The sequence below is a fragment of the Sphingobacterium olei genome, assembly GCF_005048855.1.
Taxonomy (GTDB): domain Bacteria; phylum Bacteroidota; class Bacteroidia; order Sphingobacteriales; family Sphingobacteriaceae; genus Sphingobacterium; species Sphingobacterium olei.
This window is the reverse complement of sequence record NZ_SUME01000003.1, coordinates 577365-599790: the sequence shown is the minus strand read 5'-3', so window position 1 is coordinate 599790 and position 22426 is coordinate 577365. Positions and strand designations below refer to the sequence as shown.

Genomic DNA, 22426 nt, shown 5'->3' with positions numbered 1-22426 from the left:
ATTCTTTTTATGAATTAATAATGATACAAAGGTGCGATGGCTGTTTATTTTAAATTTGTTTGAAAGGAATTAAGATTTGTTTGAAAGGAATTGCTGTTTGATTTCATTGGGTCTAACACCAAATTTGCTTTGAAATGCATTTGAAAATGAGCTCAAGCTATCGTACCCCACATGCCATGCCACATCTTGAACGCCTTCGCTACTCGTACTTAACATTTCGTATGCTTTATTTAAACGTTCTTCCTGCAAAAATTTAAAAACTGGAACGCCAAAAAGTTCTTTGAAGTTTTTCTTTAATTTATTGTTGTTCAGACCTATGAGTTTTGATAATTCACTTAATGACGGTGGGCTACATATGTGCTGCTCCATAATCTCTTTCGCCAAAAAGAGCTTGCTTTTATCTTCATTGGTCAGACGTTCATTCTTGTCAGTGCCGAGGAAAGCAAAACCTACAGCATCTCCATCTATTGCACATCGCTGTACAATATCCTTCTGGGCATTAGATTGCTCAATTAAAACTATAAAGTTGTTTATTTCTACAATATCGGTCGTCATTATCAATGATTGTTATTAGTCCAATTGACTGCTAATGGTTTGGCTTAGTCGGCTTGTCACGAATTTCTTGTTACCGCAACCGCGCGTCGCCAATCATTACTACAGCGAGATTACTTAATGGCCTCTTGTAAAAATAGTAAATTCTATATTATAGCAAGTTATATTTATTTTAAGAAGATCGTCCTGAAGAAGAGCATTTTTATTGATGTATCATCTCCCAGTTATTCGTAGCAGAAGAGACCGTTGATATTTTTTCTCTATTCCAAACACCCTGATGTCGGTGACTGATAATATTTTGCCAACACCTGGTAGGATTCATATATATTGTGCGAGGAAGAACAATCTATTTCTTGGTTATTCAATGTTTCGCTATCGGGATTGTCATTTGCATGTGATCGGATCACATATTTTTTTTCTAAACATTGTATTGGTTTTAAATCGGCTAGATAAACCCGTTCTTCTGTTACATTATCTTTAGTTGCATTCGGTGTACCTGATTCGAAGCTCCATGCGACCCCTTTTTGAAAAACGAAATACAGGGAGTCATTTTGTACATAATAATGATCAGTCGCCTCGTAATGATCGTACTCATTGTACTTATGAGTAATCATTATTACATGGCCATTTTTTGAATAATAGGTTAGCTTGCCTTTCTTTTCACCGTGGCAATTGTAACTAAATGAGGTGGTATCTAAATTACGTTGGTCTACATGAAAATTGACTTCCTTGTACAGCATCTGAATTTGATTTTTTTATAAAACGTGCGAATGAAGGAGATTGTTTTTCATCTATAAAATGAGCTATATCATCAGAAGGAAAAGATAAAGCAAAAAAAAAGCTAACTTTGAATATTACAATTTACTTACATGCATCCACTATTCAATTATGTTAATAGATACAACTTCATCTTTGATGTCCGAAAAGGAATTAAAGCCATTTTAGTGAGAAAAAGATAAAGAAAAAACAATATCTACTAGAGAAGGAAAAATATAAATTAAAATCACCATTTTTAATGAATGCGAATTAACTTAAGAAAAGAACGATTATGGAAACACATGAATATCCCAACAAAGAAATTACCATTCTTTGGAAACCAAAATTATGCATTCACGCGGCAGTTTGTGTAAATACTTTATCAAAAGTATATAATCCAAAAGAACGCCCTTGGATAAAAGCCGAGAATGCCACTGCACAGGAACTCATTGATCAGGTTGCAAAATGTCCATCCGGAGCATTGAGTATTAAAAGAAATACTTACCTAGACGATTTGGATAATGGAAAACACTAAAGTAGTTTTTAAAGACGATAGTATCTATGGTGAAGTCCAACTGTTTTCAGATGATAAAAAAGCAGGAAAAATGGATATTTCAGTTGCTGATGGAAAGCTTCGGGTTTATCATACCGAAGTTAACCCCGAACACGAAGGAAGAGGCTTTGCTAAATTATTGCTTCATCAATTAGTCAATTATGCGAAAGAAAACAATTTGAGAATCATACCGCTTTGCCCTTATGTTCTTGCACAATTCAAACGCCACCCCGAAGATTACGCAGATGTATGGTTAAAAAAAACGTAAATAGTTACCTCATCCATATATCGGTTCCACGGTCAGTTATTTGTTCAGAGGAAATCTGACCTACAGGGATAGCCGGAGAATAGAACAGGTGTAAAGATTAGATTAGGTATATGTACGGACGGAACCGTTTGGATATAAAATCAAATTTATTTAAGTTTAATTAATATTGTAAGACGATCGCAAATGACACCTATAATGAAGATTTTGTTTTTTATTTTTCTCTGTACATGCATACTTCCCTGTACCTCTATAGGTCAAGAAAACGAGCTGACTGCTGACGAGCTTTTTTTGAGGGCACGTCAACAGGCATTTGATCAGAAAAATTATCTAGAAGCTATAAAACTAAGTAAACAAGCGCTAAAACAAGCCCCAGAATATACAGATATCAGTATTTTTCTTGGACGCCTATATACTTGGTCCGATTACGTCGATTCTGCCCGAACGGTATTTACAGATTTAGAAAATAGACGTGTGCAGGATGAGGATTTCTTCCTGGCTTATGCGTCGCTCGAATACTGGAACGAGCAGGCGACCAAAGCTAATGTTATTGTCGACAAGGGAATTGCATTACATGCTAATTCTCAAGATCTTTTGTTGCTAAAAACTAAAATAAACTATAGTAACAACAACTACGAAGCGGCAGAAAGCTCGGTAAACCGCTTGTTGGAATTGAACCCCAAGCACACAGAAGCTCGTGCACTGATTAAAAACATACAAGAATACACAGCTAAAAATGCAGTGGGTGTAGCATATACCTTTACCCATTTTGACAGGCAATTCGAAGATGACTGGCATATAATAGGCCTGAGCTATAGAAGAGCTACACCGATCGGATCTGTGATTTTTAGGACAAACTATGCCAATAAATTTGCAGATAATGGTTTGCAGCTCGAGTTAGAAGCTTACCCTCGACTTTCGAAAATGTTTTATCTCTATGTCGGAGCAGGCTACTCGGATAATGTCGGAATATTCCCAAATTACCGAACTGGCGTATCACTGTATGCAAATCTCCCGCAAAGTTTTGAAGGGGAAGTTGGTTATCGCCAGTTGTATTTCAATGACCACATTTGGATGTATACGGCTTCGGTGGGCAAATACTATCAAAACTACTGGTTCAATTTCCGCACCTATCTTACACCTGGCCAGGAAAACATTTCCCAGTCCTACGCAGGCACCGTTCGCTACTATACCAAAGGCGCAAATGATTACCTGGGATTTCTTGTTGGCACGGGCTTAAGCCCGGAGGAGAATCGCAATAACTTACTCGACAACGCGCCCTATAGATTAAAAACATTTAAGGTGGGCGCGGAGTATAATTTCTCTGTAAATCGTACCAACCTTTTCTCGGTATCTTCGACTTATTATAATCAAGAATATAAACCCTCCGAAAAGGGAAACCAGATAGATATTACCTTGGGCTACATTAAAACATTCTAGGGTTTGTCTCCATCAAAGTAAACTCGGTACAGACTATCGGGTAAAAGTTCTTTTTTGGCGTAGAAAAATTTGTTGTTATGTTTAAAGGTATCAAAACGGTGTAATAACAGCTCGCGTGCGGATGCATCTGTAATAGGATCAGCATTTAATCGCCTATCCAATTTATAAAGTTTTCCGTCGGATAAATGATAATTACGATATACAAAATCAGTTAACTGATTTTTACTTTGCATAAGCGCGATGCCGTCGCCTTTCTCAGATATCCCTTCTGCTAATCCTCGACCAATCCACGTGACCTGATTCGGTGTATACAGGTTAAAATTCTCTCGGTAATATGCTAAAATAGTAGGAGCTACATCGAAATGACTGACCATATTTATAAAAGTGTGGGGCGATGTCAATAAAGGTGAGTAAATTATAAGCGGAACATGATAGCGATCTATTTTACTTTGCAACGGAATCTCTGGCATGGCATGATCTCCTGTTATTAAAAATATAGTGTTACCGAAGTCGGCTCTTTTTTGATATGCGTAAAAAAACTGGCGTAATGCGTCATCTACATTCAAGACGGATACCAACTGCTTTTTATTCTCAAGTGCCCACTTTTTACTCTCGGCGGATAAGGGTAGGTTCGCTAGTCGTTGGTCGAAAAGTTTGTCATAGTAAGATACATTATTAATCAAGAATGGATTATGTGTAGACAAGGTAAGCAAGACATGAAAATAGGGTTTCTGTTGTAAGCCCTGCAGTTCTAGAAATTTAGTAAAGACGGCTTGATCTTCGTACCCCCAGCTTTCACCTCCTTGCTCTGGAAGCTTTTTGTAAGGAGGCGAAAATGCATTCTGATCGACAATTGTGTCCACTTCACTGTAAGCGATAAACTTCTTCATGTAATCAAAGTTCGAATCGCCACCATAGAAAAACCCGGTGGAAAATCCGTTTTTTTTCAGGACATTAAACAAATTGAAATGTGCAGGCAGGCTATCTTGTTCTAAAAAGCCGTGTGCTCCGAAGGGCAATGAACCGGTTAGTGTGGGTAAAACGGCAAATGTTCTCCCCGACGAACTCAAATTATTCTCCCAATGGAGAGAGCGCTTAACTAAGGAGTCAATAAACGGAGTAAAATTACCGATGTAACCCGACGGTGAGCTGTAGGCGCTTCCAAGCCCTTCCAAGATAACAAACACTAAGTTGGGTACGGTATCTGTCTTTTTGAAAAAGCTGCCTAGAATATCTTTTGTATCCTCATTTCTAAGAAAGGGAAACTGATCGTCATGACCCGTAGAATCAGAATTATTATCCCGCCAACGGTCAAAAATAGCCTGATGCTCTCCGATGTAGTTAGTAAGATTAGATGTAAAAAAATATCGCCATTTACTTCTTCCTGCATTTTCCACGAATAAATCACTTTTAGTGGATGAAAACAAAAAACTATCTAAGGGCATAAAGCTTGTAAAAAAACCGAGTAGCAGTACACCTAAGCTTACATAAATCGTAGACAGAGACCGCTTACTAAAAATCCAAAATGGCAGGTAGGATGCCAGTACGAGAACTGTAAGCAACGCGATATTGGTGAAGCTTAGCATACCGCTGGTGTCTAAGATCTGTTTCATCTCTTCGATATTGTAATAAAAAAGATCTGCCCCAAGTAGATTACGTGACTCCGCATAGTACAAAAAAAGGATGTACTGCATTACGACTATGAAGGAAAACGAAACCGTGACCAAAGCGGTTGCCCACCACCGGCTAACAAATTGTAAGACCATGTATACCGCTCCCCCACCTAAAAGCACTTGGAATGCGAAGTAAAGATTATCCAAAAATAATTGACCTCCAGTATTTGCTTCGGCAAGTTGCGTAAAACTACGGCGATACCACCACCATTCTGCACCCACCGAAATCATATAAAGTATAAGGAAAACAAGCGCTATTATGCCGTAGTTTTTCAACGCAGACGCTAGCTGCCTACCTACGCGTTTCATCAGGGGTTCTTCGATAGCAGTTTGTTGAAAGCCTTGCCGGGTCATTTCGCCCCAACCGTGCTGCTTCCGAAAATAGTCGACCACACCCCGAACGCCTGCGCCGACTACGGTAGGATGAAAATAGAAAGGCTCGAAGATAGCTGTAACGACTAGCTTGGCAAGGTCTTGTTTTTTACTATATACCTGATGACTTACGAGATCGACCAGGATTGCATAGATAGAATATAAGATACCGGATGATATAACGAGGGCAAATAATGCAAAGAAAAAGGGCCAGTTAATGATTCCGAAGATTAAAAAGAGCAAAAAAACAAAGTAACCGGTAAATTCGATTAGCGGTCCTAAAAACTCGAAGAAAAACCAGTATGGAAGACTGACCAATCCTAATCTTCCATACCTTGGATTAAACATGAGCTTGCGATGCTTCCATAGTGTCTCTATGGTACCTCGCATCCAGCGGTTACGTTGCTTCTTGAGCACCGCCTTGGATTCGGGAACCTCTGTCCAACATAACGGATCTGGGATATTTACGACCTCATAAGGTTTCCCCTGCTCTTCCATATAGCGTCGCATCCTTACTACCAACTCCATGTCCTCTCCAACGGTGTCGGTATCGTAACCACCGCAGGCTAACACGATCTGTTTATCAAAAGCTCCAAACGCCCCCGATATTAGAATTAATCCCGAAGCTCTTGACCAAGCCATACGACCTAAAACAAAAGCCCGTATATATTCTAATGCTTGCATTCGGCCTAGCCATGATTTTGGCAAGTTAACCTCAACTACCTTCCCGTTCTCAATTCTGCAATTATTGGCCAAACGAATAACTCCCCCGCAGGCAATAACCTGCTTGTCAGTCTGTTCTAAAAAGGGCTTTGCCAGTTTCAAAATTGCATCCTGCTCGAGGATGCAATCCACATCGATACAAACAATGTATTCGCCTGAAGATATGTTTACACCTACGTTTAACGCATCGGCCTTGCCCCCATTCTGTTTATCGACAACAATTAACTTCTTAAACGCTGGATTTTGACTCTTATATATACCCCGAATTTCCTTTGTTTTGATGTTCCCCTGAACGAAAAAGGATATCGCCTCAAGGTTATAGGCTTCAATCAGCTTCTGCATAGAATCGTCCCTGCTACCATCGTTAACGATAATAATTTCCAGGTTATGGTAATAAATGGAGAGTAGTGAACGAACATTTTCTACAATGGTCATACCTTCATTAAATGCGGGGGCAATTAGGCTGAAGGTGGGCGCATCGGCGTTTGTAGCGATAAAGTTATACTCGGTAAATGTGTTTTCCTGGTTATAACGCGATACAGCACCATATGCATATAGCCCCACCCAGATATAGATAAGAAATACAGCCGCTGAATAGAGGAGAAATAGCCAGATCACTACCTCGTAAACAATATGTGCGAATTCTATCATGTTTTTTCTTGTAACGCGTGTTTAATAACTTGTTTAATTTCTTCGGGCACCGTTTCATCTGTTGCAATACGCTGTAAGTAGTCGTGTTGTTTCAAAGCAATCAACGCTTCCGTAGCAGCAATCTTTATTGAAATCGCAGGATGGTGCCATAGCTGCTGCTGGAGGAATGGTGTACTTTGCGGACTCCGCGATTTCTTAAGAGCTCGTAAAATTTCAATCTGTGCCTCAATGGGCTGCTTAAAAAAAACGGCTATCAATTGATTGATGGTTTCGACGTTTTCTAGGGCTATAATGGTACGTATCGCCTGTACTTTAACGGTCACAGATCTATGGTCAAATAAGTTGATGGCGTCGGCATAAAAGGGCAACAACTGAAACTTTCGTATAAGACGAAGTGTAAAAATAATAACTGTTTGGTTTGAACTTGACAGCCAATTTTTCACCCATTCTTCGTGTGCAACGGGCAACTTTCCAATGGAACGCAGCAAACGTAATTGCTGCCAATCTGACAAAGGCGCTACAAGCGTATTTAGAAAATCCAAGCCATCAAATCCCTTAAAACTGACTACAGCATACTGCGCTTCTTGATAGACCTGTCGCTTGGGATGTTCAAGGAGAGAGGATATGTAGGGAAGGGCACTTTCCACGCGCATAACCGCTAACTCGAGTATACCACCAGCAACGACATAGGCCTTTTTTTGCCGGATTTTTTGCCAAGCTGCATCTTCCATCTTATAGGTTTTAAAGAGGTTATTTACTTCATTACGAGCGCCGCCAGAGAATTTTTGATCAGAGGCCACCAAAACACTCAAAAAAATATTACGAAAAGACGGATTGCGGAGTTTCATTATAAATTTTTCATCGACACTCCCTACTTCTTCACCGCTAACGATAGCTTGTGTCACTTTCTGTTCGCTCTCCTGTAACCAAATTTGTCTTTGATGTAGCACCTTATACTTGTAAAAACTATAAAGTAACACCATCATAATCAATAAAACGACTAAACTCAACACAACGACAATTGCGATTATAAGCTCGTGGATGGTAACCCGATGGAATATGGAGTTCATTATTTGCCAGCTAAGCGTTTAATCCTCAAAATTAATTCGTTAGGACTAAAAGGTTTAACCATAAAGTCTGACGCCCCTAAGTCGAAGGCATCTGCAACGACTTCTTCCTGTCCCATACTCGACAGAACTATAACGGGCAATTGCTTCTCAAACGATCGTATCGCGGATAATATTTCTATACCAGAGGCAAAAGGCATCATAATATCGGTGATGACGAGGTCTATATCTAGCTCTTTAATCTTCTCAATGGCCTCTCTGCCATTGCGAGTCAAAATGGTTTGATGTCCTTCTTTTAACAATTTATGTTCGACCGTTCGTAATATCAATTCGTCATCTTCAGCTATTAAAATCAACATGCTATTGTTTCTTTAAAAGTTTAGTAATTAAATTTATTCCTAGTCCAATTTCCTGCTCAATATCTATCAGTGCAATTTCTAGATCAGTATCGGACGACAGGTTATTCTCCAGTTTAGATGTAAGCCTAGCTAGCTCGATTAGCCCAGCTGTAGAGGCAGTGCCCCTGAGTTTATGCAAAACTTCGTTTATACGGCTCAGATCGCGATCATCCTTCGACTGTTTTAGGTTGATTTCAACATCCTTAAGCTCTTTAACAACAAGCTCAAGGAAAAACACCCTGAATTCGGCATCGTCTCCAACCTGCAGTTCTAGAGCCTGTATATCCAAATGTTCGTCCAATTTAAAGGTATCTATGCTTTCGGACGACTCTGCCATAAATTTTTTCAATATGTTATCCAGATCTTGTTGCCGTATTGGTTTTGGAAGGAAATCGGACATCCCGGCCGCTAAACATTTTTCTCGCTCACCCCGGACATTTCCGGCTGTGATACCGATTATTGGTGTAAACTGGTAGCCAGGAAGTTGGCGGATCTGCTTTGTTGCTTCTATGCCATCAACCTGTGGCATTTGGACATCCATTAATATCAAATCAAAAGACTGATGCAAACATTCATTGACCGCATCCGCACCGTTGGATACATCAACTAATTTGGCATTTGGCATAAGCGAAGCCATTATTCTTAAGTTCAGTGCCATATTTACTGCATTATCATCAGCTAATAAAACCAGAGCTTGCTGCTCATAAATAGCAGAATTAGGTGCTGCCCCTTTTAACTTCGCTGGCGTTCTATCTTGTTTATTTTGCAGAACAACCCGCCGAAGCGTTTGGTACAACTCATTTGATTTAATAGGTTTTAATAGAAGAGATAAGTCGCTTTCCTGACGGCAGCTGGACAAAACCTCATGTTCCTCTGAAGATGTATGCAAAACGATTAGCGGAACGACTTCACCTTGCTTATAAAATAGCTCTCTAATTTTATCTATCGTTGCCAACCCCGATAGAATAGGCATATGGTAATCCATCAAAATAACATCGAAGCGTTCTCCTTTAACCAGCAGCTGCAATGCTTCCATTCCGTTCTCCGCAAGCACGGCTTCGACATGCTTATAGCCTAACATGTGCTGCAGAATAATCCTGTTATTCGCATTGTCGTCTACAACGAGTACCCTGCTGACTGGAAGTTCTCCGTTATTTTCCTCGCTGCCTTGCTCATACGCAACATCTATATCGAAATAAAACGTCGATCCTTCGCTCACTACACTTTCGAGGCTAAGCTTACTACCCATATACTTTAGCAAATTATTTGATATAGTTAGCCCTAACCCTGTACCCCCGTATCGTTTACTTACGGAGCTGTCTTCTTGCGTGAACGCATCAAAAATACGCTGTTGCTTGCTCAGCGGGATACCGATACCGGTATCCCGCACCGAAAATCGTAGCCGGAGCGTGTTATCATCGCAACTTAATTTTTCGATTTTGAGCTCTATTTCTCCTCGTTCAGTAAATTTGATCGAATTCCCCAACAGGTTGATCAATATTTGCTTAACGCGGGATTCGTCAATCCAAATAGAGGCTGGCAATCCTTGTTCTATGTTGAGCAAAAGCTCTAAGTCTTTGCGCTGCGCCTGATAAAGTATTACATTAATAACCTGATTAGCCAAGTCGTAGACATTAAATCTATCGACAAACAACTCCAATTTTCCCGATTCGATCTTAGAAAAATCCAGAATATCATTGATGATGTTCAACAGGCTGTTTCCGGATTCGTTGATATAATTTAGATATTGTATCTGGACTTCATTAAGCGGTGTCTTTAGCAACAGGTCGGAAAAACCAATAACGCCATTTAACGGGGTTCGTATCTCGTGGCTCATGTTGGCCAAAAACTCGGATTTTGCTTGACTTGCTAACACAGCGAGCTCCTTTGCCCTCTTCAGTTCCTCGTTTACCATAACTGAGTCCGTAATATTCTGGGTGAAAATTATGATTCCGCCGATGCTGCCATCAGAGATATGCCACGGTCGAACCTCCCAGTTAAAATGTTGTGGAGCTTGCATACCCTCCGGCTGAATCACCTCATCAACATTTTTGTAAGGCTTGCCTTCTAAGGCTTCGAGGTATATCTGCTTTCGTTTTTCAGGAATATGTGGGAATAGGGTAAACAAATTTTGATCGATCAAATCAGCTTTTCCCTGGTGAAAATCTTCGACCCATTGGTTGCTAACGGATACATAATTGAGCTCTCGGTCGAACATGGCCACAGACGCCGGAACGTAATCTACAAAAGCCTGTAGCATCGCTTCCTTTCTTTCTAACTCTAAAAAGAGCGACTTGCTCATATCTATGTCTTGAATAATGCCGAATACCCGCTTACATGAACCGTTTTCAAGTTCCGGTATTCCTTTTACGCGCACCCAAATCACATCGCCTTGCTCTTTACGAAGCCTCAATTCGATATCGTAAGGTATACCATCATTTATTGCACGTGCAAAGATATCCTTTATTTTTTCTCGGCTTTCTGGTTCAAAAAAATTGATAGCATGCTCAATGTTCGGAACAAAGTCTCGGTTTACACCATGAATCAGTTTGGTAGAATCTGACCAATAGACCTTATCTTGGATCAGGTCTACCTCCCAGCCACCGACCTGTGCTACGGCATTCGTCTGTTCTAAGATCTGCTTGGTATGCAGGAGATCCCGCTCTAACTGTATGCGTTCGGTCATATTCAATGCTGTACTCACTACATATGGTTTACCTTCGGTGTCAGTCTCAAGCATATTGTGATACAGCCAATAAATCTTCTCTTTATCTTTCGTTTGCAAAATCATCATACCGGAGTCTTCGCCGACTTGAGCGATTCGCTCTAAATATTGCTCCATATTTTGTAAATGACGAGACGGTACTAATTGCCGGAGGTTTAGATCTTTTACTTGATTTTCGGAGTATTTTAATAGTTCACGCCCCTTTTCATTGACAGCGAGAATATTGCCATCCAAATCGTGCATACTCATAAGTCCAATAGCATTCTCAAAAAAATTCCGAAACCGTCGTTCGGAACTCTCCAATTTCAGCTGTTCTTCACGCTCCTTGGTTACGTTTCTCCCGAAGGCAAATATCTCATGCTGGATCGGATGGTATTTGAGATGCCACTCAATGATAATATCATTTTCCTCGGCTATATTTGTAACGGTAGTCAGTTGAATCCCTTGATCACTTTCGGGCACCTGCTCTAAGGCTAATAATAAACCTTCATCGCTACTACTGATAATATCGTGAAAAGGTTTATCGATTATCGACGATCTCGATACGTGTAACAGCTCTGTGAATGCCGGATTAGCTTCCTTGATTCGAAATAAACCATCTAGCACACAAATTATATTATTTGTGAGGTGAAATATCTCGCCAAAGTAGCCTGCCTGTACCTTTCTTTTTTTCGAAAGAAGAATTTTCGTGACCGCTTTACCCAGTTGTTCCAAGGAAATCATCTGCTTGTCAGAAAGGGATTTCGGCTCAAAATCAATCACGCAAATGGTACCCAAAACAATGCCATCTTCGTCGGCTAGTGGTACGCCAGCATAGAACCTTATATTTCCCTCCTGGATTAAAGGATTGGAAGATGATCGCGGATCTTTAAAGGTATCTTCGATAACAAGAACCTCTCTCGTCATAATGGTATATTGACACAAGGTGCTACGTCTGTCGACAAATTCGAAATCGAGACCTACGCAGCTTTGAATGCGTTGCGTATCCTCCTCCATCATCGCAATGAGCGCCGCTGGGCAGTCGGTTATTAGGCAGGCGGCTTGCGCGAACACATCTAGATCCTGGTCTTTTCCAAGCCCCAGAAGTTCGTAGGACTTCAACTTTTGGATACGCGCTAGTTCATTATCTGGGATCGGGAAATTTTCCATCGAGGTTCTAAGTAAAATTGTTTTTCGCGTTTGAAATTAATAAAAAAAATTGCGAATGCCTAGTAGACCAGTAATATATAAGCTCTACCTTATCTAGTTATTAATATTAATAACAATTTTAAAGCAGAATGGTTCCAGGAAGTTTAAAAACCCCTTTTAAGGTAGTCTATGTCCGAATAGAAATAAGGCCGCACAATACCTATTCATACTATTAAAAGAAGATCTTGATGCGTCAAGTCCTCTATAGTTAGCCTCACAGCTTTCGGCTATAGAAGATAGCTTAACGCGGCTTTATAATCACCTCCGCTGAACGATTGCAATTTGAATCAAGCCGTTAGAAGTACCTACGAATGGATAGATATTGACCTTGAAAAGACAATTGAAAGTCGACATGTGCGTTTAATATTCCTAAATTTGATAAAAGGTATATTCATTTTTAATATAATGAAGAAAATAGGTTTTTTATCATTTGGACATTGGGCCAATCATTCGGCATATAGCACACAGACGGCAAGCGACACCCTACTTCAATCTATTGATTTAGCTGTCGCAGCAGAAGAAATCGGCATCGATGGTGCATACTTCCGGGTGCATCATTTTGCCAATCAACTCGCGTCACCTTTCCCGCTACTGGCCGCCATTGGGGCCAAGACCAGCCGGATTGAGATCGGTACTGGGGTAATTGATATGCGGTACGAAAATCCGTTGTACATGATCGAAGATGCGGGGGCAGCTGACCTGATAGCGGGAGGCCGACTACAGCTGGGCATCAGCAGAGGTTCACCAGAGCAGGTAATCGACGGATGGCGTTATTTTGGATATGAGCCATCCGAAGGTGAAACGGATGCCGATATGGGACGTCGAAAGGGTTTGGAGTTTTTTGAAAAGCTGGCAGGTATCGGTTTTGCACAACCTAATCCCAACCCCATGTTCCCAAATCCGCCAGGATTGCTAAGATTAGAACCGCATGCTACAGGTCTGCGTGACCGCATCTGGTGGGGGGCTGGTTCTAATGCAACCGCTGTATGGGCCGCAGAACACGAGATGAATCTGCAGAGTTCTACCTTAAAATTTGATGAAAGTGGTAAACCATTTCATATACAGCAAGCCGAACAGATCCGCCTTTATAAGGACGCATGGAAAAAGGCTGGCCATCAACGTGATCCACGGGTGTCGGTAAGCCGTTCGATCTTCGCATTGGTCAACGATCAAGACAGGTATTACTTTGGTCAGGAAGCTAACCGAGTGGATAAAATAGGGATGATAGAACCCGACAAACGTGCTATTTTCGGAAGAAGCTATGCAGCGGCACCCGATCAGCTCATCAAGGAATTAGCGGAGGATGAAGCCATCCAAGAAGCAGATACCTTGCTGTTGACCATTCCCAACACACTGGGTGTAGACTATAACGTGCATGTGCTTTCGTCAATATTGAAATATGTAGCTCCCGAACTAGGCTGGCGATAAATTTTAGCCTATGTAAAAGGATTAAACGATGTTACGTTGCAAAGAGTGAAGAGTGATTATTTATGCTGATAATGTCTTAATATCCCCTTATCAAACACGGTCCACACAGCAGAAGGTAACCCGGCAGACTTCAATGCCGCATTGGTCCACGTATTACAAGAATAAAACAAATGATATGCCCCCAACGCTTCATAAAAAGCGTCATCATTTCCATATTGGGCTTCCGTTTGGATATAAATAGGACGATCGTCATCAGCGTATTCTATTGTTAATAACACAAATTCAACTAAGAGCTGATATTGCTCTTCCGATACATGAAATTTTATACACTGATCATTTTCTACCAAGTTCGGATAATAGGTAGTATGCAATGCGGATTGACCAATTCCCAATCCTGCGACCAAGGCTGTTTTCAACGTTAGATCCTTCCATTCGGGTGTATTAAGGTAAAAACCTTTATCTCCCCAACCAATGGCAATCCAGCTTTTGGTACTATCTTGTGCTAGCGTATATTGATATGGAAAGATTGTATGCCAATCTATTTGTTCCGATTTGACCGGAAAGACCAGATCGGTATGTACACCATTGGTCAGTAAATAGAGCGTCAATGGTTGTTCCTCAACATAAGGATTTTGGCGATAAGCAGGTATTCTTGACAACAACCAATCTGAAGCCAAATACAACATTGCAAAACTTATGACACCCAATATGGTATATAAAAATATCCAGATCATTTTCTTCCACCTCATATATATGTACTGTAAACATACCTAAGATAATTATTTTTACGGACATCGGTATTCACAAAAATTTTCATTAGATTCATTACCGTAAAATGATCAAAATTTTGAATATGGATACGCCTGCCGCTGCACCACATTGGACGTCGACCACCAAATTTGGTTTTCGATTTTCCTTTATTTTTATATTGGTATTTATCTTCATAAAAAATAATGGTGCTTTTCCTCTATTCCAATATATTAACAAACCGTTCGTTTACTGCATGCAAAAGTTTATACCCTGGTTTGCGGAACATATCTTATATTACCAATATGACTATCGCATTTTCACAAATGGAAGTGGTGACACATCATATGATTGGATATCCTTGCTGATCATTTTCCTTGCTGCATTAGGTGGAGCTATCATTTGGACGCTAATTGACAAGAAAAGAAGAAATTACGACAGGTGCTATTACTGGTTGACGGTGATAGTTAGGTACTACATCGCATTGATGCTGATTAACTATGGTGCAATAAAGCTTGTGCATGCCCAAATGCCACCGCCCGGCCTGACACGACTCATGCAACCTTTAGGCGAATTTTCGCCAATGGGTCTGGCGTGGACTTTCCTGGGCTTCTCAAAAGGGTACAATATTTTTATGGGTATCGTTGAGATATTGGCGGGTTTACTTCTTTTTAGGCGGACCGTCGTAATTGGTGCACTGATAACGCTAGCTACCTCTGTTAACATTATGACCGTCAATTATTTTTTTGATGTGCCGGTAAAAATGCTTTCTACAGCGTTATTTTTTTTCTCGCTATTCTTGTTACTACCTTATTTAAAAATTCTTTACGGGTTATTTTTTGAAGAAAAGCATGTGAAACTGCCGTCGATTAAAAGACCTATGCTTAACGCGGCGTGGAAACGCAAAAGTATAGTATTCTTCAAGTTTGCATTCTTAGGTATCTTTGCTTTTCAACAGCTTTCATCTCTATTAACCATACAGAAACAGATAAGCCTATTTTTTAAAAAATCGCCACTGTATGGAATTTATCAAATTGATCGCCGTGAAGGGGCTCAAACTACTATTCCAAAAGATTGGCATACTATAATTTTTGAATATGGGGAATCCGCAACTATTAGGGATCAATACTACCAACCGACAAAGGAACAGTTTAAATTGGACACCTCAAACCGCACTATCACTTTAAATCGATATGTTTTTGACTATACGATAACGGAGAGTGGCGACATTAACCTGAGAAAGGTATTGGACGGCAAAACCGAGGAAATCAAATTTGTTAAGTGTGACCCCGAAACCTTCGAGCTAAAGAAACGAGGATTCAATTGGATACAGGAATACCCGAACAATCGATGATTCTATGTCCATTCGACAAAAGGATATATATTTATATTCGTTATGTGATTTCTTCTTTCCATTCCCATTTAAAATGCATGGAGACAGCCAAATGGTCTGATAATGGTTCACCCGAAGGAGCAACAAATTTTTTATCTTCAATATTATATTCTTGTGGCGTAAATATAAGGTGCTTACTGCTGCGATAATAAATCTTGTCTATACTTTCGTTGGAATTGGTCAATTCCAACATGGGCAAAGGCATAAAATGATCATCGACTTCAGGAAAATATCCATCTTGCACTAAATCTACCCAGCCGTCATAAAGACCGGTTTCTTTGACAAACAAAGGTAGGTTATCCAGCTTAAAAGCATAATGCGCATTGAAGTCACCCAATACGAGTAATGCCTGATCTGCCGAATGATCATAAATATACTGCTTCAGTTGATTAATATTGTGCTGACGTGCATAGGATGCTTTGGGAGCGTAATGAGAATTTGCATGCACATTATATACATCTATATAAATATTCTTAGCCAGTTTTATTTTAGTGTAGGTAAACCCTTTTGATGTAAGACAATCTGAACCTGTACAATGCCGCCATGGGATACGTCTGTATTCGAGTATGGGGTAATTGGATAGTGTGTTCAAACCATCTCCAAAAGGCACTTTGCCTTTATGTTTTGTTCGATATAAATGTGTATTTTTTTCATACAGAAACCTGTTGTAATTGAAATCTTCTTGAACATGTACGATATCAAAATCAGAAATCAATTCTCCAATCTGAATCATACTCTCCCGTCGTGGCGTAAGTGCACTGGATATCCGCTCGGGAAGTCCGGCGACATTATAGGTCAAGAGACTGAATTCTCCCTGCAAAATGACATCCATGTCTATTTTTTCCAATACTCTTGAAATCTTATACCATCTTAATAGTGTCAGCATTAGATAGACACCTATTATCAATCCCAGGATAATATAAAAAAGTATTAAAAACATACAGTTAAGATTATAAATTTGGTTAGGGCATCTGGATTTCTCCACCCATCAAGGGATCTGTTCGGCTGGGTCTTCCTACATCAATATGTCCCGCATACCGATAGAATAACCCGCCATCTGCAGTGAAAGAAAGGTCATACCAACCATTTGTTTCAGTACAATCGACTACATACCGACCGGTGCCTGCTGTTTTTTTGATGTGTACCTTATTGCCATAAGAGAGATCCCGTATTTGCCACCCTTTCTCTAAACCTATCAGTTTCACATCTAGTACCTGCTGCCCTAACTGTAGACTTACCTCTGCCGCGATTCCACTATCCTCATTAACATCTCCACAAAAAGATCGAAAGAATCCATTTGGGCCATGCACATCCAATCGGTATCTACCGTCGACAAAACGGGATAACGGCCAGCGATAGGTCATAGGTTCCTGACTTTTCACCGTAAAATTCCAAGTGCCTGTATGTGCTTCGTGATAACGATATGGTGCTAACGCACGAACGATAAGCGGTACAGCCATTTCCTTTTTCGACGTCAATAAGCGTCCGTGAAACAGAAAATGCAGCACGAGTTCGTTTGTATTCGTATCCACAGTGGCATTCACTTCAATATCATAAGGTAGCGCACATGCGCGCTTCGTTCCTTTTTCTTGTATAGGCATCTGTTCCAGTTGCTCTCCTCGACGCACCGCTTCGAGTTCTTCGAGCTGAAGAGCCACAAAATTGCCGGGTAGCCCCTGATCGCGCGCCGTGTAAATACGTGCGACCTCCTGATTCCTATTCACTAGCTCAACACTTGGAATTCGTTCTGATGATCCTGCGGGCTGGAATACCGAGGTGAGGTCTCCACACACCATCCTACGCCAAGCGGACAAATTGGTTTCACGCACGTCCTTTCCAAATTTTTTCTCGATAAAATGTTCTAAAAACTGAAGGTTGGATGTCAGATCCATCACTTCACTATTCACCCATCCACCTTTGCTCCAGGGTGAAGCCACAACCATAGGTACCCGAAACCCCAATCCAATGGGGCTATCCAATACCGCATCTGGATTATTGGTACGTATCCGCTCCTGATCACGTGTTACGTATTCCGTACGGGTATCCATTCCTTCGGGATTCAATCCACTAAATGGCCTATCCGAATGCGCCGGGACAAAGGGTGCAATATGATCAAAATAACCATCATTTTCATCATAGGTTAAGATGAAGATGGTCTTCTTCCATATCTCTGGATTTTTGGTTAAGATATCCAAGGTCTCCGAAACATACCACGCACCAAACCAAGGTGAGCCGGGGTGATCCGAAAAGCGACATGGCGCCACCAACCAGGATACAGTCGGCAATCTATCGGCATACACATCCTGGCGGAATTGATGAAAAATATCTCCTTTCGGCACCTGAACGGTCTTCTCCCCTTCTTTATCCTGATACGTCAACGATGCTAAGCGATGATAATCCGGATCCTCCGTATTGGTGGCAAATGCTTTCTGATGAATTTTTTTGGTAAAATCATCCAGTTTATTGAAGTTTTCTTCGCTATAGGTATTGAGCTCGCTTTCTAATCGCTGCAACTTAGCTTGAAGGCTACGATAAGTTTCCCCTGTCGTATTCCTTTCCTGTGATATCTGCTGACGCAAATCGTCTACTGTCTTTTGTATCCAGCGGTGATGTGCCGGATGATAACGGACCTGATACTGTCTGTAAAACTCGAGATTGTTGTTGGTGAAATTCGCTAGCCAGTCTTCTTCCTCGCCTTCAAATCCTACCGGGACGCTCAACTCATTCTGATAAACCCTCCACGATATCCCCGCTTCCTCCAGCCGCTCTGGATAGGTAGTCCAATTGACATCTTTATAATTGATCTGCCCATTGTCTACATGCGCTACTGATTCGGGATCATGCGGATTCTCACGGATCGCGCCGGCCCAGAAATAGGATCTATTGGCACTTGTGCCTGTGAGGGACGAACAAAAATGTTGGTCACAGATCGTAAATGCATCTGCAAATGCATAATAAAATGGGATATCCTGCCTGTTGTGATAGCCCATAGTCAACGGCATATGCTGATAAGTGCGATTGTCGGCTTTTTTGGCTTCCAGCCAAGTATCTAATTTACCATTATTACGTGCGGCTACCATATCTTTCCAACTATGTGGCAATGATCCCATCCATGTCGCATTGGTGTTTTCAATATCGAGACGGAAAGGAGCGTATGCCTTATTTTCGGCATTCTTTTGGATCCAGATCGGCAGTCCATCTTCTTGGATAATTGCCCTAGGATCGTTAAATCCGCGCACCCCTTGTAATGTACCATAGCAGTGGTCAAAAGACCGATTCTCCTGCATAAGGAATACGATATGTTCGGCATCTAGGTAGGTTGTTCCTTCTGCAGCCTGTATGGCTAATGCTCTTGCAATAGAAGAAGGCAACAGCTGGAATGCTGCTGTTGCCCCTGCTAGCAGAGAGGCTTTCTTTAAAAATGCTCTTCTACTTTCCATAATTTCGTTTAACCAATTATGTATAATTACTTAACCCACCACGTGGCATTTTGGATAATATCGTTGCCATTGAATTGGCGTTGAATCGCATCCTCCACATGTTGTGTATTTTGATTGTACTCTTTCTGCGGATACATTCATCGATAAGCTATACGTACGCTAGACACTTTTCGAAGTGTTGGATACCCTGTGCGCAAATAATCGAAATAGCTTGCGTATCCGCCTTGATGGAAGGATCTCAAATACTTCTGCATCATGATACGGTTGATTTTTTCCTCGGTGGAAGACACCTTATCCTAAGTCGACTATATCTTGTGCAAGATAGGCTTCTATCTTATCCTGTGCAAAATAATGGCTTAATTTTTTTCATCACCGCTTACCCAACCTCGATTTATCGCTTCGGCAACGATAAATTGCTACTCGGCGTATCCCAATAGCACCATAGGCTCACAGGTAGTATCAGTTGTATAGCGGTCGTGTACTTTGGATAATTTGCCCGCCACTGCTTTATCATTTTTCACCCGTACAGATGGCACGATGGGATCATATTTATAGCTTGCAAAGAACCACAAGTATAATTAAGTTTGTGATAAGCAATATCAGTATTACCAATTAACAATATGAAATATTTTCTCCCCCATCTAGTTAGATGTGCAGCATACCTGCTGTTTTTATGCTTTAGTACACCTTTAAGCGCGCAGGAAACCATTGTTACCTATATCAAAAAAAACGGTGGCAATACCCCGCACAAGGATTCAGCTGCATATACAAGTATATTACGCCTTTTGCCAAACGAAAGTGGACTATATGAACTGAACGACTACTATGCAACCGGAGACCTAAAGAGACATGGATGGGTCAAGACTATCGATCCACGACGACTAAGATTTGAGGGACTAGTGGAAACTTATTATGACAACGGCATCTTGGAGGCTACGGTATATTATGCCGATGATAAATTAATAGACACGGCAAAAAGATACTACAGAAATGGCGTATTGAGAGAGAGCAGAGTCTATTTGGCATCAATGGAGACACCAAATGAGTTCCTATTTACAGAGATGAACAGTCGACTAGTTTACTATGCAGATTCTATGGGCAATGTGCAGGTAAGAGATGGAAATGGTGAAATTGAGATCGCAACAAATAATACCGATATAGAACGAGGGAACTACACCGCTGGACGTCGCGAAGGTCGTTGGGAAGGGACATTTCAAAAAGCAAAATACCGGTTTGAAGAATGGTATGAAAATGGCATACTGACCAAAGGAATGACTACTGATAGTCTTGGAAATCAACATACTTATCAGGAACGGGACATACAACCGGAATACCCCGGAGGGATACAAAAACTAAGGACGTTTATAGCACAGAACTACCGGTACCCACCAAGAGCGATACAGGCAAAAGTGGTAGGACAGGTAGTAATAAGCTTTGTGGTGGATAAGACTGGAAGCGTTACCGATTTCGAAATCGTAGACGACCTCGGGTATGGCACTGGAGCTGTAGGGATTGACGTAATTAAAAAAGCGCAGGATTGGATTCCTGGCAATCAGCGAGGTATACCGGTTCGCGTGAAATATTCTCTACCGATTCGGTTGAATTTAGCTTCTCCTAGCCTGCCTCCAACTCGAAAGTCATCATCGCCATAGTCGGGCCTGCATCTGTTTCAACGCGTCGCGCATCTGCCTATGACGCACTTTATTTGATTTGAAAAGTGTAATAGCTCGCTGCTGTTCAACTTCAGCTTCGGCATAAAAGCCAACACAGTATAACAACTGCGCTAGTGTATGATGGTATTGCCCCTGGTCAGGATTCTGTACTATAGCTTTCTGCTGCCATCGAATGGCATCGAATAGGGCATCGGGATTGTTCCTTCCAAACACCAGAAGTTGACGGGCGCCATAACTTAAATGCCGCGCCTGATCTTCCTTATACCGTTCACGGCCTTTCTCAATCCACTGCTGAAAAAGTACGTTTTGAGCACTATCCAGCACCTGAGCATATCGGCGGATATTTATTCCTCGATCCTGCGCAAAATCCAGTCTTGCTATCGAATCTGGATCGACGCGATAAAAATAGTTATTATAATGATTCTGTGCCATCGAGATATACACCGAAGTGTCTCTCAGCAGACGTTTATATTCCATCGGATAGAAATTACGTCCTATATCTCCGCGCAGATAATTCTTTTGCCAGGCTTGACTCGCAAAATGACCTATCTCTTGGGCTAGAGAATAATTTTGTTTTTCTAATGCCTCCCGGAACGTTTGTCTGATAATCCTATTGTTTATTTCCATTCGAACAGGCAGAGGTAATGTCGTATACAGACTATCCACCATTTTACTATTGGTTCGTGCCAAGAGATAGGTCTTGCTATTGTACACAGGGCCACTCCTTAACAGAAATATCACTGTTTCAAAATTATTCAATTCCTGAACGGTAAGTTGTGCGAGATAATCATGCAGCACCTGTTGGTCGGAATATTGTCCAAATGCCTGATATTCCTTGAGAAGGTTTGTTAACAATGATCGGCTGCGGACTCCTTTTCTATATTGCGCAATCAGCTTTCCCATATTTTCGCCTTTCGTAATCTCATGTACCGAGTCAATCAAACTAATTAAGGCTTCTTCCTGTTTTATGGGTTGATTGTGACGCAACAAAGGAAATCCGTCTCTATCGGTAAAAAGATATATTGGGGTGCTGAGAGAGTATGTCTTGTGAAGGGGATGATGGATATCATCATGATCAAGCTGAATGATACCCGATACAAACTGTTCGTTGAGAATATCTTTTGCTTTTTGAGAGAGAGGTGTAGTAAACGGAGAAAACAGCTCGTCGCGCTGATGAACCACAAGAAACATAGGCTTGTTATGTTGTTTTGCCAGATTCAACAAACTATCATACCTGATATCTTGCAGAAATTTTGATTGAGCTGCCAACGGAAGGCCGATGAGCTCGCTTAAGAAGAATATAAAAACAAATTTTAAATAAGGTCTAATGCTCATGTGCTACTTTTGATATTGGTTACTTGTGATGAATAAATATAACAGAT

General features: G+C 41.0%; 18 protein-coding genes. 6 read left to right on the top strand and 12 right to left on the bottom strand.

Annotated elements, in window-relative coordinates:
- Nucleotides 1-69: 69 nt before the first annotated feature.
- Together FAZ15_RS09835 and FAZ15_RS09830 are read right to left on the bottom strand one after the other, a co-directional pair.
- Nucleotides 70-555, bottom strand: coding sequence for a helix-turn-helix domain-containing protein (locus tag FAZ15_RS09835; protein ID WP_136901128.1), 486 nt, complete (start codon nucleotides 553-555; stop codon nucleotides 70-72).
- A 257-nt stretch (nucleotides 556-812) separates the two neighbouring features.
- Nucleotides 813-1292 carry a hypothetical protein gene (locus FAZ15_RS09830; protein WP_136901127.1) on the bottom strand — a complete coding sequence of 160 codons (480 nt, stop codon included), beginning with the start codon at nucleotides 1290-1292 and terminating at the stop codon, nucleotides 813-815.
- Nucleotides 1293-1600: 308 nt separating this feature from the next.
- Between FAZ15_RS09830 and FAZ15_RS09825 the strand changes: the two genes are divergently transcribed.
- The 3 genes from FAZ15_RS09825 (at nucleotide 1601) to FAZ15_RS09810 (ending at nucleotide 3566) form a co-directional block, all read left to right on the top strand.
- Nucleotides 1601-1843, top strand: a complete 243-nt coding sequence (locus FAZ15_RS09825; RefSeq protein ID WP_136901126.1) for a (4Fe-4S)-binding protein — start codon at nucleotides 1601-1603, stop codon at nucleotides 1841-1843.
- Complete coding sequence (locus FAZ15_RS09820) at nucleotides 1830-2129, top strand: GNAT family N-acetyltransferase (protein WP_136901125.1); 300 nt, start codon at nucleotides 1830-1832, stop codon at nucleotides 2127-2129. Before FAZ15_RS09825 ends, FAZ15_RS09820 begins: the two co-directional genes overlap by 14 nt.
- 195 nt (nucleotides 2130-2324) lie before the next feature.
- The gene (locus FAZ15_RS09810) at nucleotides 2325-3566 is read left to right on the top strand and encodes a YaiO family outer membrane beta-barrel protein (protein ID WP_136901124.1); all 1242 of its coding nucleotides are present in this window, start codon (nucleotides 2325-2327) and stop codon (nucleotides 3564-3566) included.
- Here FAZ15_RS09810 and FAZ15_RS09805 read toward each other — a convergent pair.
- From FAZ15_RS09805 to FAZ15_RS09790, 4 genes are read right to left on the bottom strand one after another with little or no spacing between them, the layout of a single operon-like run.
- Nucleotides 3563-6985, bottom strand: a complete 3423-nt coding sequence (locus tag FAZ15_RS09805) for a sulfatase-like hydrolase/transferase (RefSeq protein ID WP_136901123.1) — start codon at nucleotides 6983-6985, stop codon at nucleotides 3563-3565. The two genes, FAZ15_RS09810 and FAZ15_RS09805, sit on opposite strands and share 4 nt — an antisense overlap.
- Nucleotides 6982-8055 carry a HEAT repeat domain-containing protein gene (locus FAZ15_RS09800; protein ID WP_136901122.1) on the bottom strand — a complete coding sequence of 358 codons (1074 nt, stop codon included), beginning with the start codon at nucleotides 8053-8055 and terminating at the stop codon, nucleotides 6982-6984. Before FAZ15_RS09800 ends, FAZ15_RS09805 begins: the two co-directional genes overlap by 4 nt.
- The gene (locus FAZ15_RS09795; protein ID WP_136901121.1) at nucleotides 8055-8411 is read right to left on the bottom strand and encodes a response regulator transcription factor; all 357 of its coding nucleotides are present in this window, start codon (nucleotides 8409-8411) and stop codon (nucleotides 8055-8057) included. Before FAZ15_RS09795 ends, FAZ15_RS09800 begins: the two co-directional genes overlap by 1 nt.
- Nucleotide 8412: 1 nt before the next feature.
- Nucleotides 8413-12324 carry a response regulator gene (locus tag FAZ15_RS09790; protein WP_136901120.1) on the bottom strand — a complete coding sequence of 1304 codons (3912 nt, stop codon included), beginning with the start codon at nucleotides 12322-12324 and terminating at the stop codon, nucleotides 8413-8415.
- Between the two features lie 444 nt (nucleotides 12325-12768).
- Between FAZ15_RS09790 and FAZ15_RS09785 the strand changes: the two genes are divergently transcribed.
- The gene (locus tag FAZ15_RS09785; RefSeq protein ID WP_136901119.1) at nucleotides 12769-13791 is read left to right on the top strand and encodes an LLM class flavin-dependent oxidoreductase; all 1023 of its coding nucleotides are present in this window, start codon (nucleotides 12769-12771) and stop codon (nucleotides 13789-13791) included.
- A 56-nt stretch (nucleotides 13792-13847) separates the two neighbouring features.
- On the opposite strand, the gene FAZ15_RS09780 is transcribed toward FAZ15_RS09785, so the two are convergent.
- Nucleotides 13848-14540 (bottom strand): TIGR02117 family protein, encoded by a 693-nt coding sequence (locus FAZ15_RS09780; RefSeq protein ID WP_238387207.1) that lies wholly within the window; start codon nucleotides 14538-14540, stop codon nucleotides 13848-13850.
- A 254-nt stretch (nucleotides 14541-14794) separates the two neighbouring features.
- Here FAZ15_RS09780 and FAZ15_RS09775 point away from each other — a divergent pair, with 254 nt between their 5' ends.
- The gene (locus tag FAZ15_RS09775; protein WP_136901118.1) at nucleotides 14795-15892 is read left to right on the top strand and encodes a hypothetical protein; all 1098 of its coding nucleotides are present in this window, start codon (nucleotides 14795-14797) and stop codon (nucleotides 15890-15892) included.
- 40 nt (nucleotides 15893-15932) lie between these two features.
- Here FAZ15_RS09775 and FAZ15_RS09770 read toward each other — a convergent pair whose 3' ends face one another.
- The 4 genes from FAZ15_RS09770 to FAZ15_RS09750 form a co-directional block, all read right to left on the bottom strand.
- Nucleotides 15933-16871 (bottom strand): endonuclease/exonuclease/phosphatase family protein, encoded by a 939-nt coding sequence (locus FAZ15_RS09770; RefSeq protein WP_136901117.1) that lies wholly within the window; start codon nucleotides 16869-16871, stop codon nucleotides 15933-15935.
- 22 nt (nucleotides 16872-16893) lie between these two features.
- Entirely contained in the window at nucleotides 16894-19371 is a 2478-nt protein-coding gene (locus FAZ15_RS09765) for a phosphocholine-specific phospholipase C (RefSeq protein WP_202912357.1), read from the bottom strand.
- Nucleotides 19372-19508: 137 nt separating this feature from the next.
- Nucleotides 19509-19661 carry a SusD/RagB family nutrient-binding outer membrane lipoprotein gene (locus FAZ15_RS23120; protein WP_394343809.1) on the bottom strand — a complete coding sequence of 51 codons (153 nt, stop codon included), beginning with the start codon at nucleotides 19659-19661 and terminating at the stop codon, nucleotides 19509-19511.
- A gap of 126 nt (nucleotides 19662-19787) precedes the next feature.
- Complete coding sequence (locus tag FAZ15_RS09750; RefSeq protein WP_136901113.1) at nucleotides 19788-19943, bottom strand: hypothetical protein; 156 nt, start codon at nucleotides 19941-19943, stop codon at nucleotides 19788-19790.
- A 48-nt stretch (nucleotides 19944-19991) separates the two neighbouring features.
- Between FAZ15_RS09750 and FAZ15_RS09745 the strand changes: the two genes are divergently transcribed.
- Nucleotides 19992-21023 (top strand): energy transducer TonB, encoded by a 1032-nt coding sequence (locus tag FAZ15_RS09745; protein ID WP_136901112.1) that lies wholly within the window; start codon nucleotides 19992-19994, stop codon nucleotides 21021-21023.
- On the opposite strand, the gene FAZ15_RS09740 is transcribed toward FAZ15_RS09745, so the two are convergent.
- On the bottom strand, nucleotides 21012-22379 hold the full coding sequence (locus FAZ15_RS09740) for a tetratricopeptide repeat protein (protein WP_136901111.1): 1368 nt from the start codon (nucleotides 22377-22379) through the stop codon (nucleotides 21012-21014). The genes FAZ15_RS09745 and FAZ15_RS09740 overlap by 12 nt on opposite strands.
- Nucleotides 22380-22426 lie beyond the last annotated feature (47 nt).